This window comes from Buttiauxella brennerae ATCC 51605 (assembly GCF_001654925.1).
Lineage (GTDB): Bacteria > Pseudomonadota > Gammaproteobacteria > Enterobacterales > Enterobacteriaceae > Buttiauxella > Buttiauxella brennerae.
The window spans coordinates 15233-26776 of record NZ_LXER01000034.1 but is presented as its reverse complement, the minus strand read 5'-3'; the positions used below and the strand labels follow the sequence as shown (position 1 = coordinate 26776).

Sequence of the window (11544 nt, the reverse complement as noted above, 5' to 3'; positions counted from 1 at the left end):
TTTGATATTACGCTTTTTCGGACGACATACTGGTTAAGCGAATGATGCTGCCGTCGGGATCCCGGTAGCGAGATTGAACATCCCACAGACTATGCCAGTTTTGCGGGCTTTCAAACTCCCACAAGCTCAATTTTTCTATTGCGGGCGACACTACGCATCCCCAGATCAATAACCCTTCCACATCGCTGATGGCTTCTATTTCTGATTGATTGCTGACACGAATTCTCCCGGCACCTGGCAGGAGTTGCAAACCTTCTTCGCGCCCGGTTAGCTTAAAAGCACTTTGATGCAGCGTGCGCAGCTGCGCTTTAGCCTCATCTGGGTTTGTTTGATTGTTTATCCAGATAGACTCATTACTGCGAAAATTTGTCGCAGAAGCGACAGAAGGAAGTTGGCCGAAAGACTGGTTTATCTCGATATCCAGCCCGCAGTGGCCTTCGGTGGTGATCAATACACCGACTTTATTGCCGGCGTAGGCAATGCTGAAATCCGTTAGCGAAGGGTCGGCAAAGTACGGGCGACCGGTATCGGTTGTGACGATTTTCGGCAATTGCTGAATGCCATACAGCATATAAAGCATTTCAGCTAACAGGCTTCGGGAGGATAAAAACCGCGAGCGACGGTATTCTGGCAATTGGCGAGCCCAGGCATGGCATTCTTGATTCAGCCGGCTCGAAAAAGGGAATTTCGGGTTGAGCGTCCATCTTGCGAAATGCGTTGCCATTTGTCTCTCCTTGATAATGGGCAAAGTCCTGTGATTTCGATTGTAGGTTTTTTAGCGGCGAAACGCACGGCCAGGTATGTGTAAAAAATCGTCAACAGATCAACCCTATGAATACCTGGATTTTAAAGCCCCGACAAGACGGCAAAAAAAATCCCGCAATACTGGGTGTATTGCGGGATGAGTAAAAAGTGAGCGCACGCTTACTTTTTAGATTACTTACCGATACAGAAGCTGGAGAAAATGCGGCCAAGCAAATCATCAGAGGTAAATTCACCGGTGATTTCACTCAGACGCTGTTGAGAAAGACGCAACTCTTCAGCCAGTAATTCCCCGGCCCACGCGCCCAGCAGCTGTGCTTTCCCTTGCTGCAGATGGGTTGCCGCCTGTTCCAGCGCCTGCAAGTGGCGACGACGCGCCAGGAAGCCGCCTTCCATATTTGTCTCAAAGCCCATGCTCTGTTTTAGATGATCGCGCAGCACATCTACGCCTTCACCGGTACGCGCAGAAAGGCGTACAAGTGAGTGACCATTCACATCGCTCAGGCCCAGCGTTTCACCTGTGACATCCGCTTTGTTACGCACCACGGTAATCGGCAGGCGTGCTGGTAAGCGCGCAATAAAGTCAGGCCAGATATCGGCAGGATCTGTGGCATCGGTGGTGGTTCCATCAACCATAAATAGCACGCGGTCAGCTTGTTCAATCTCATTCCACGCACGTTCGATACCGATACGCTCAACTTCGTCGCTGGCTTCGCGAAGACCTGCGGTATCGATAATGTGCAGTGGCATACCGTCGATGTGGATATGTTCACGCAGTACGTCGCGAGTTGTTCCGGCAATATCCGTCACAATCGCCGCTTCACGGCCCGCAAGGGCGTTCAGCAGGCTCGATTTCCCGGCGTTTGGACGCCCGGCGATCACCACTTTCATGCCTTCGCGCAACAAACTGCCCTGGCGTGCTTCGGCCCGAACAGCGTCCAGATCGTTAATGACCTGGTTCAGCTGCGCTTCAATTTTGCCGTCCGACAGAAAATCAATCTCTTCATCCGGGAAATCAATCGCCGCTTCCACGTAAATACGCAGGTGGGTCAATGCTTCAACCAGATGGTTTACGCGTGCTGAGAATGCACCCTGTAATGAATTTAACGCAGAACGTGCTGCTTGCTCGGAACTGGCATCAATCAGGTCGGCAATCGCCTCGGCCTGAGCCAAATCCAGCTTGTCATTCAGGAAGGCTCGCTCGGAGAACTCACCGGGCCTTGCGATACGCAGCCCTGGGAGCGCCAGGATACGCTTTAACAGCAGATCGAGGATGACCGGGCCACCGTGTCCCTGAAGTTCCAGCACGTCTTCACCGGTGAAGGAATTTGGGCCGGGGAACCACAGCGCAATGCCCTGGTCCAGAACGCTGCCGTTAGTATCGCGGAATGGCAGATAATCGGCGTAGCGTGGCTTGGGCAGTTTACCCAGAATTGCTTGTGCGACATCACGTGCATGAAGGCCTGAGACGCGCAGGATACCGACCCCACCACGTCCCGGCGGTGTCGCCTGGGCAACGATTGTCTCGTTATGGCTCATAATTTCTCTCAGACTTTTTAGCAAATAAAAAAGGCGGTCTATTGACCGCCTTTCGTAAGCATCTGGCTAATTGCTATCAGGTCTTTTTCTTATCGCGGCTGTGTAAGCCACGTTTCTCAAGACCGCGATAGATCAGCTGCTGCTGGATGATGGTCACTGTGTTACTGACGATATAGTACAGTACCAGGCCTGACGGGAACCACAGGAAGAACACCGTGAAGATGACCGGCATAAAGGTCATGATCTTCTGCTGCATCGGGTCGGTCACAGTGGTCGGCGACATCTTCTGAATGAAGAACATCGTCAAGCCCATCAGGATCGGCAGGATGTAGTACGGGTCTTGTGCAGACAAGTCATGAATCCACAGTGCGAACGGCGCATGGCGCAGTTCCACAGAACCCATCAACATGTAGTACAGCGCCAGGAAGATTGGCATCTGGATAACCAGCGGGAGACAGCCACCCAACGGGTTAACTTTCTCAGCTTTATACAAAGCCATCATTTCCTGGCTCTGGCGCTGCTTATCGTCACCAATACGTTCACGCATAGCGGCCAGTTTCGGCTGCAACATACGCATTTTCGCCATGGAGGTGTACTGCGCTTTAGTCAGCGGGTACATGATGCCACGAACGATAAAGGTGATAACGATAATGGAGAAGCCCCAGTTACCGATGAAGCTGTGCAGGAATTTCAACAGCTTGAACAGCGGCTGAGAAATAAACCACAACCAACCATAATCCACAGTCAGGTCAAGGTGCGGCGCAACGGCTGCCATTTTGTCCTGAATTTCCGGGCCGACCCACAGGGTGCTACCCAGTTTAGCGGTCTGACCAGGCTGAACCAGTTGCGGAGCGGATTTATAACCAATCGCTGCCACATCGTTGTTCAGTTTGGTGGTATAGAAGTTGTTGGTACCCTGATTATTTGGAACCCATGCTGTTGCGAAATACTGCTGCAGCATAGCAACCCAACCATTACTGGCGTTAACGTTCAGGTTTTCACCATCAGCGATTTTATCGAATTTATATTTTTCGTATTTCGCATCTGGAGTCGAGTACGCAGCACCACGGAAGGTATGCAACGCAAAGTTGTTGCTTCCGGTATCGCGGTGGGTCGGCAGATTGATGGACTGCTTCAACTGACCAAAGGTAGCCAGTTCCAGCGGTTTCTCACTGGCGTTCTTCACATCGTAATTCACGCTTACCGCGAACTCGCCGCGTTTCAGGGTGAAGGATTTAGTGAAGGTATTGCCCGCCGCATCGGTATACGTCATTGGAATAACGATTTCGTTCTGGCCTTCTGGCAGCACGAAGGTATCGCTATTAACGTTATACAGAGGACGCTCACCGTTAGCCGGATTATCCGGGCCATCGCGACCGGTCAGGCCACTTTGCGCCTGGTAGACAAACTCTGGCGTAGTTTCCAGTAACTGGAACGGCTCATTTGATTTGAGCTCTTTCGGGTAGGTCAGTAACTGTGCCTGCTCAACATCACCACCACGGGTGTTGATGGAAAGCTCAAGGACGTCAGTTTTAACCGTGATGATTTTACCCTGGCCACTGGTCGGCACACCCTGGCTTGCGGCGTTACCTGCTGCGGTGGTCGTAGTCTGCGTGGTCTGTTGCACCTGAGGTTGTGGAGCGTGGTCCTGCTCCCAGGCTTGCCAGATCATGAAAGACACGAACAACAAAGCGATGAGAAAGAGATTGCGTTGCGAATCCATCGTTAGTGTTCTCTGGTATCAAAAGGTCCAGGTGGGACGGGATCGTCTCCACCGGGGTTCAAAGGGTGGCATTTTAATACGCGTTTCACTGTCAACCAACTGCCTTTTAATACCCCAAACCTGCGCAATGCCTCAATTCCGTAGTGAGAACAGGTTGGAGTAAAACGACAATGCGGCCCGAGAAGCGGACTTATCAGGCGCTGATAGACCTTTATCAGGCCTATCAAGAGCCGGGAGAAAGGCGACAATGACGGCGCCATAATTTTTCCAATGCTTCCGATAAAGCCCGGTTATCCAGGTCTGCAACCCCTTTCTTAGCCACTACCACGAAATCCATTGGCGGGAGTTCGTGCTGACGTAAACGGAAACTCTCACGCGTCAGACGTTTAATCCGATTGCGTTCGTGTGCGCGTTTAACGTTTTTCTTAGCGACTGTTAGACCGATGCGGGGATGCCCCAGCGAATTTAGGCGGCCGAGGATGGTGATTTGCGGCGTGCCAGCCCGTTGAGGCTGCTGGAAGACGAAAGTGAAATGAGTGGGAGTTAACAAGCGTAACTCCCTGGGAAATGCGAGCTTAACCACTCAGGGGTTAGCTTTTATTACTTAGAAACGGTCAGACGGGAACGGCCTTTAGCACGACGACGTGCCAAAACCTGACGACCATTTTTAGTTGCCATACGAGCACGGAAACCGTGTGAACGGTTACGCTTCAGTACGGACGGTTGAAAAGTGCGTTTCATGGCGATTTCTACCTAAACTTGGATAAATTTCACTGGGTTAGCGAAGAGCCTTGCATAAACTGCAAACGACTTACGCCTCAGTGTGGCTGATTAAAGAGGCCGGATTGTAATAATTGTACACTCCGGAGTCAATTCTCTTTCCTTATTTCCCGCGCCTTAATTCGCTTTTTGACCCTAAAAGTGACCAGGATCTGAACAAAGTAAAGCCATAGAGACACGCGACGGGTGGGGAATTATACGGCGTCCCCATTAAAGCGCAAGGATCGTCACGGATCTTCGTTAGATCAGTTAAGACGATTTTGTGCGCTAGTCATTAAATTTTCCAATATAGGAATGTTATGCGCTGCGCGTTTGATAGGATCGTTTACACTTAGACTCCACAAAACAGCCCTGTGGATAAATCAGGAAGAAACTGTGAGAAACAGAAGATCTCTGACGCGCTTTAGGCTATGATCCGCGGTCCCGATCGTGATCCTTTAGCGTTCACCTTGGGGTAAACCGCAGATAGCGGTTCGCACGCTTCCCGTACCGGGGTTCCGATGAGGAAGAGTCGGCGTGTGTCAACAATCATGAATATAAACTTTCAGTCTTCGTCATTTTATCGACTTTGTTCGAGTGGAGTCCGCCGTGTCACTTTCGCTTTGGCAGCAGTGTCTTGCCCGATTGCAGGATGAGTTACCAGCCACAGAATTCAGTATGTGGATACGCCCCCTACAGGCGGAACTGAGCGATAACACGCTGGCCCTGTATGCGCCAAACCGTTTTGTACTCGATTGGGTGAGGGATAAGTACCTTAATAACATCAATGGCTTGCTCAATGATTTTTGCGGTAATGATGCCCCAGTCCTGCGTTTTGAAGTTGGCAGCAAACCGGTCAGCCAAACGCTGAATCAGCAGACTGTTACTACTGCTCCGGCGCATGTACACATTGCACGTCCAACGAATCAAATTCGCCCAAGCTGGGATAACCTCCCGGCCCCGGCTGAACACTCTTATCGTTCTAATGTTAACGTGAAACATACCTTTGATAACTTCGTTGAAGGTAAGTCGAACCAGCTGGCCCGCGCGGCGGCACGTCAGGTGGCAGATAACCCTGGCGGCGCTTACAACCCTCTCTTCCTTTATGGCGGCACGGGTCTGGGTAAAACGCACCTTTTGCATGCTGTTGGCAACGGAATTATTGCGCGCAAACCGAATGCAAAAGTGGTGTACATGCACTCTGAACGCTTCGTTCAGGACATGGTAAAAGCACTGCAAAACAACGCCATTGAAGAGTTCAAACGCTACTACCGTTCCGTTGATGCGCTGTTGATCGATGACATTCAATTCTTTGCGAACAAAGAACGTTCACAAGAAGAGTTTTTCCACACCTTCAACGCCCTGCTTGAAGGCAACCAACAGATCATTCTCACCTCGGATCGTTATCCAAAAGAGATCAACGGTGTGGAAGATCGTCTTAAATCCCGCTTCGGTTGGGGTTTGACGGTTGCTATTGAGCCGCCAGAACTGGAAACGCGCGTTGCGATCCTGATGAAAAAAGCAGATGAGAACGATATTCGTCTGCCGGGTGAAGTAGCCTTCTTTATTGCCAAGCGTTTACGTTCAAATGTGCGTGAACTGGAAGGGGCATTGAACCGCGTTATCGCCAACGCCAACTTTACTGGCCGTGCGATTACTATCGACTTCGTGCGTGAAGCGCTGCGAGACCTGCTTGCTCTGCAAGAGAAACTCGTCACCATCGACAATATTCAGAAGACGGTGGCAGAGTACTATAAAATAAAGATTGCTGACCTGTTGTCCAAGCGTCGTTCCCGCTCTGTTGCCCGTCCACGTCAAATGGCCATGGCACTGGCGAAGGAACTGACTAACCATAGCTTGCCAGAAATCGGCGATGCCTTTGGTGGCCGCGACCATACTACGGTTCTGCATGCCTGCCGTAAGATTGAGCAGTTGCGTGAAGAAAGCCACGACATCAAAGAAGATTTCTCTAACCTAATCAGAACATTATCTTCGTGACGCTATGAAATTTACCGTTGAACGTGAAACTTTATTAAAACCGCTGCAACAGGTGAGTGGCCCTTTAGGTGGCCGTCCTACGTTACCGATTCTCGGCAACCTGCTGTTGCAAGTCGCGGAAGGAACCCTCTCATTAACAGGTACTGACCTGGAAATGGAGATGGTGGCGCGTGTCGCTTTAGTGCAACCGCATGAGCCGGGTGCGACTACGGTGCCTGCGCGTAAATTTTTCGACATTTGCCGTGGTCTGCCAGAAGGCGCGGAAATTGCTGTTCAGCTTGAGGGCGACCGCATGCTGGTGCGCTCCGGGCGTAGCCGTTTCTCGCTCTCCACGCTACCTGCCGCAGATTTCCCGAACCTGGACGACTGGCAGAGTGAAGTAGAATTCACGCTCCCGCAAGCGACCATGAAACGCCTGATTGAAGCCACGCAATTTTCTATGGCGCATCAGGACGTTCGTTACTATTTGAACGGCATGTTGTTTGAAACCGAAGGCGAAGAATTACGCACCGTGGCGACCGATGGTCACCGCCTGGCTGTGTGTTCTATGCCGGTCGGTCAGTCTCTGCCAAACCATTCGGTGATCGTGCCGCGTAAAGGCGTGATTGAGCTGATGCGTATGCTCGACGGCGGTGATTCACCGCTGCGCATTCAAATTGGCAGCAACAACATTCGTGCTCACGTCGGCGACTTTATCTTCACTTCTAAGCTGGTTGATGGCCGTTTCCCGGATTATCGCCGTGTATTGCCGAAGAACCCGGACAAACATCTCGATGCCAGCTGCGATTTGCTGAAACAAGCGTTTTCACGTGCGGCTATTCTCTCAAACGAGAAATTCCGTGGTGTTCGTCTGCAAGTGATTGCCAATCAGTTGAAAATCACCGCTAACAACCCGGAACAGGAAGAAGCCGAAGAAATTCTCGACGTCACTTATGACGGCACAGATATGGAAATCGGCTTTAACGTCAGTTACGTGCTGGATGTACTGAACGCACTCAAATGCGAGAACGTGCGCATTTTGCTGACCGATTCTGTTTCCAGCGTGCAGATTGAAGATGCAGCTTCGCAAGCGGCAGCCTACGTCGTCATGCCAATGCGTCTTTAGTATCGGGCTATCTTACTTGTTATTCTGGTTCCGGGCAGTGCTCACAATCCTCACGTACTTCAGTACGCTCCGGTTGTTGCGCGCTGGCCGTAATCAGACTAACTGCGCCGATAACGCCCTGGTTGTGAGTTAAATATGTCGCTGTCGCGCTTATTGATTAAAGACTTTCGTAATATCGAAAATGCGGATCTGGCTCTGTCTCCAGGGTTTAATTTTCTGGTCGGAGCCAACGGAAGCGGCAAAACCAGCGTGCTGGAGGCAATTTATACCCTCGGGCACGGCCGCGCTTTTCGCAGCCTGAAAATTGAGCGCGTCATTCGCCACGAACAAGAATCCTTTGTCCTGCATGGGCGCATACAGAACAATGAGCGGGAAACTGCCGTTGGCCTGACCAAAGACCGTGCGGGCGATAGCAAAGTGCGTATCGACGGCAGCGACGGCCACAAAGTGGCTGAACTTGCTCTCTTGATGCCAATGCAACTCATCACCCCTGAAGGGTTTACATTGCTCAACGGTGGCCCTAAATTCCGTAGAGCTTTCCTCGATTGGGGATGTTTCCATAACGAACCAGGTTTTTTTGTCGCCTGGAGCAACCTCAAGCGTCTGCTTAAGCAACGCAACGCTGCGCTGCGACAAGTCACGCGTTATGCGCAATTGCGGCCATGGGATCAAGAACTTATCCCACTCGCGGAGCAAATCAGCCGCTGGCGTGCTGAATACAGTGCAGCCATTGCCGATGACATGGCTGATACCTGTGCGCAATTTCTACCGGAGTTCTCGCTGAACTTCTCTTTCCAGCGCGGCTGGGAAAAAGAGAGTGACTACGGCGAGCTACTGGAACGCAATTTCGAACGCGATCGAATGCTGACCTACACCGCCCACGGCCCCCACAAAGCTGATTTTCGGATCCGTGCTGACGGTGCGCCGGTAGAAGATACGTTATCGCGTGGGCAGCTTAAATTACTGATGTGCGCCTTACGACTGGCGCAGGGTGAGTTTCTCACCCGACAGAACGGGCAGCGTTGCCTGTATCTGATAGATGATTTTGCCTCTGAACTAGATGATGCACGTCGTGGTCTATTAGCCAGCCGGTTAAAGGCGACGGAATCACAGGTTTTTGTTAGCGCGATAAGCGCAGAACATGTGATGGATATGGCGGACAAAAATTCGAAGATGTTCGCCGTGGATCAGGGTAAAATAACGGATTAACCCAAGAATAAATGAGCGAGAAACGTTGATGTCGAATTCTTATGACTCCTCCAGTATCAAAGTCCTTAAAGGGCTGGATGCGGTACGTAAGCGCCCGGGAATGTATATCGGCGATACGGATGACGGCACCGGTCTGCACCACATGGTATTTGAGGTCGTAGATAACGCTATCGACGAAGCACTTGCCGGTCACTGTAAAGACATCGTTGTCACCATTCATGCTGATAACTCTGTTTCTGTTACCGATGATGGCCGTGGTATTCCTACCGGTATTCACCCGGAAGAAGGCGTGTCTGCTGCTGAAGTTATCATGACCGTGCTTCACGCCGGCGGTAAGTTCGATGATAACTCCTACAAAGTTTCTGGTGGTCTGCACGGTGTGGGTGTTTCGGTTGTTAACGCCCTGTCTCAGAAGCTGGAACTGCTGATTCGCCGCGAAGGCAAAGTTCATCAGCAAACTTATGTTCACGGTGTGCCACAAGCGCCGCTGGCGGCAACGGGTGATACCGATGCAACCGGTACGCAAGTCCGTTTCTGGCCAAGCCACGACACCTTCACCAACGTGATTGAGTTTGAATACGACATTCTGGCTAAACGCCTGCGCGAATTGTCGTTCCTGAACTCTGGTGTTTCTATCCGCCTGATTGATAAGCGTGATGGCCGCCAGGACCACTTCCACTACGAAGGTGGTATCCGCGCGTTTGTTGAGTATCTCAACAAAAACAAAACCCCCATTCACCCAACCGTGTTCTATTTCAGCACTGAAAAAGACGGCATTGGTGTGGAAGTGGCGTTGCAGTGGAACGATGGTTTCCAGGAAAACATCTACTGCTTTACCAACAACATCCCGCAGCGCGATGGTGGTACTCACCTGGCAGGTTTCCGCTCGGCGATGACACGTACGCTGAATGCGTATATGGAAAAAGAAGGCTACAGCAAAAAAGCGAAAGTGAGCGCCACCGGTGATGATGCCCGTGAAGGCCTGATTGCTGTTGTTTCCGTAAAAGTTCCAGACCCTAAATTCTCTTCTCAGACCAAAGACAAACTGGTCTCTTCTGAAGTGAAAACAGCGGTTGAACAGCAGATGAACGAACTGCTGTCTGAATACCTGTTGGAACACCCGTCTGACGCGAAAATCGTCGTCGGCAAAATTATTGATGCCGCTCGTGCACGTGAAGCAGCACGTCGTGCACGTGAAATGACCCGTCGTAAAGGTGCGCTGGACCTGGCAGGCTTGCCAGGCAAACTGGCTGATTGCCAGGAACGCGACCCGGCTCACTCCGAACTGTACCTTGTGGAAGGGGACTCAGCGGGCGGCTCTGCAAAACAGGGGCGTAACCGTAAGAACCAGGCGATCCTGCCACTGAAAGGTAAAATTCTGAACGTTGAGAAAGCGCGCTTTGACAAAATGCTCGCCTCTCAGGAAGTTGCCACGCTGATCACCGCGTTGGGCTGCGGCATTGGCCGTGACGAATACAACCCGGACAAACTGCGTTACCACAGCATCATCATCATGACGGATGCAGACGTCGACGGCTCACACATTCGTACTCTGCTGTTGACCTTCTTCTACCGTCAGATGCCTGAAATCGTTGAGCGCGGCCATGTGTATATCGCACAGCCACCGCTGTACAAAGTGAAGAAAGGCAAGCAAGAGCAGTACATCAAAGATGATGAAGCGATGGACCAATACCAGATCGCAATCGCTCTGGATGGCGCAACGCTGCACACCAATGCCCACGCACCAGCCATTGCTGGCGAAGCGCTGGAAAAACTGGTGTCTGAGTTTAAAGCCTGCCAGAAAATGATTGGTCGCATGGAGCGCCGTTATCCGCGCAACTTGCTGAACAACCTGGTTTATCACTCAACGCTTGCTGATGCCGACTTGGTTGATGAAAGCAAAGTGACAGCCTGGGTTTCTGCTCTGGTCACCGCGCTGAACGAAAACGAACAGCACGGCAGTACCTGGAACTCTCTGGTTCGTCATAACCGTGAACTGAATCTTTTTGAGCCGGTAATTCGTGTGCGTACCCACGGTGTCGATACTGACTATCCGCTGGAGCAAGAGTTTATCGTGGGTGGCGAATACCGTCGTATTTGCACGCTGGGCGAGAAACTGCGCGGTCTTATCGAAGAAGATGCGTTCATCGAACGTGGCGAGCGCCAACAGCCAGTTGCTAGCTTCGAGCAGGCGCTGGAGTGGTTGGGCAAAGAGTCCCGTCGTGGCCTGTCTATTCAGCGCTACAAAGGTTTGGGCGAAATGAACCCGGATCAGCTGTGGGAAACCACAATGGATCCACAAAGCCGTCGTATGCTGCGCGTGACTGTTAAAGATGCGATTGCAGCCGATCAGCTGTTCACCACCCTGATGGGTGATGCGGTTGAACCACGTCGTGCATTTATCGAAGAAAACGCCCTGAAAGCGGCGAACATCGATATCTAATCTGTA

The 11544-nt window shown here is 51.5% G+C and carries 10 protein-coding genes; 4 read left to right on the top strand and 6 right to left on the bottom strand.

Going from position 1 to position 11544, the window contains the following annotated elements; translation table 11 throughout:
• Positions 1-7 precede the first annotated feature (7 nt).
• The 6 genes from M975_RS18875 to rpmH all read right to left on the bottom strand — a co-directional run bounded on the left by M975_RS18875 (position 8) and on the right by rpmH (position 4765).
• The gene (locus M975_RS18875) at positions 8-724 is read right to left on the bottom strand and encodes a 4'-phosphopantetheinyl transferase family protein (RefSeq protein ID WP_064561426.1); all 717 of its coding nucleotides are present in this window, start codon (positions 722-724) and stop codon (positions 8-10) included.
• Between the two features lie 212 nt (positions 725-936).
• The gene (gene mnmE / locus M975_RS18870; RefSeq protein ID WP_064561425.1) at positions 937-2301 is read right to left on the bottom strand and encodes a tRNA uridine-5-carboxymethylaminomethyl(34) synthesis GTPase MnmE; all 1365 of its coding nucleotides are present in this window, start codon (positions 2299-2301) and stop codon (positions 937-939) included.
• Between the two features lie 76 nt (positions 2302-2377).
• Positions 2378-4024 carry a membrane protein insertase YidC gene (yidC, locus tag M975_RS18865; RefSeq protein ID WP_064561424.1) on the bottom strand — a complete coding sequence of 549 codons (1647 nt, stop codon included), beginning with the start codon at positions 4022-4024 and terminating at the stop codon, positions 2378-2380.
• 2 nt (positions 4025-4026) lie between these two features.
• Positions 4027-4284, bottom strand: a complete 258-nt coding sequence (gene yidD / locus M975_RS22580; RefSeq protein ID WP_074388402.1) for a membrane protein insertion efficiency factor YidD — start codon at positions 4282-4284, stop codon at positions 4027-4029.
• Positions 4248-4607, bottom strand: coding sequence for a ribonuclease P protein component (gene rnpA / locus M975_RS22575; RefSeq protein ID WP_034499799.1), 360 nt, complete (start codon positions 4605-4607; stop codon positions 4248-4250). Before rnpA ends, yidD begins: the two co-directional genes overlap by 37 nt.
• A gap of 17 nt (positions 4608-4624) precedes the next feature.
• A complete protein-coding gene (gene rpmH, locus M975_RS18860; RefSeq protein WP_003849659.1) occupies positions 4625-4765 on the bottom strand; it encodes a 50S ribosomal protein L34 in 141 nt (46 codons plus the stop codon).
• 627 nt (positions 4766-5392) lie between these two features.
• On the opposite strand from rpmH, the gene dnaA reads away from it, so the two are divergent.
• The 4 genes from dnaA to gyrB all read left to right on the top strand — a co-directional run bounded on the left by dnaA (position 5393) and on the right by gyrB (position 11538).
• Positions 5393-6781, top strand: coding sequence for a chromosomal replication initiator protein DnaA (gene dnaA / locus M975_RS18855; RefSeq protein ID WP_034499796.1), 1389 nt, complete (start codon positions 5393-5395; stop codon positions 6779-6781).
• Positions 6782-6785: 4 nt separating this feature from the next.
• Complete coding sequence (gene dnaN, locus M975_RS18850; RefSeq protein WP_034499793.1) at positions 6786-7886, top strand: DNA polymerase III subunit beta; 1101 nt, start codon at positions 6786-6788, stop codon at positions 7884-7886.
• A gap of 135 nt (positions 7887-8021) precedes the next feature.
• The gene (recF, locus tag M975_RS18845) at positions 8022-9095 is read left to right on the top strand and encodes a DNA replication/repair protein RecF (protein WP_064561423.1); all 1074 of its coding nucleotides are present in this window, start codon (positions 8022-8024) and stop codon (positions 9093-9095) included.
• A gap of 28 nt (positions 9096-9123) precedes the next feature.
• Complete coding sequence (gyrB, locus tag M975_RS18840; protein ID WP_064514822.1) at positions 9124-11538, top strand: DNA topoisomerase (ATP-hydrolyzing) subunit B; 2415 nt, start codon at positions 9124-9126, stop codon at positions 11536-11538.
• Positions 11539-11544 lie beyond the last annotated feature (6 nt).